This is a genomic window from Streptomyces sp. GbtcB7 (assembly GCF_019091445.1).
In the GTDB taxonomy this organism is placed as follows: Bacteria; Actinomycetota; Actinomycetes; order Streptomycetales; family Streptomycetaceae; genus Streptomyces; species Streptomyces mirabilis.
Genome location: NZ_JAGXJM010000524.1, coordinates 1 through 243, shown reverse-complemented (window position 1 = coordinate 243; position 243 = coordinate 1). Strand labels below are relative to the sequence as shown.

The following is a 243-nucleotide window of genomic DNA, read 5'->3' as shown; positions in this document are numbered from 1 at the left end:
AGGCCCGTGCCGGCGCCGCGGGTCACGACCGGCGTGCCCGTGGCGGATGCGATCCGCATCGTGGTCTGCACGTCCGCGACGGATGCCGCCCGCACGGGCGCGAGCGGTCGTCCCGACGCGCGGTGTCCCGACTTGTCGGCGCGGGCGCCTTCGAGGGCGGCCTCGCTCGTGTCGACGCGCCCGCCGAGCGCGTCGCGGAGGCGGTCGACGACGTCGGTCACGACAGCCGTCGACGACCCGCCA

The 243-nt window shown here is 77.4% G+C and carries 1 pseudogene; it reads right to left on the bottom strand.

The features are described from left to right. Positions 1-221: pseudogene (locus KVT44_RS56690) on the bottom strand (FAD-binding protein); the annotation flags it as partial. Positions 222-243: the final 22 nt, after the last annotated feature.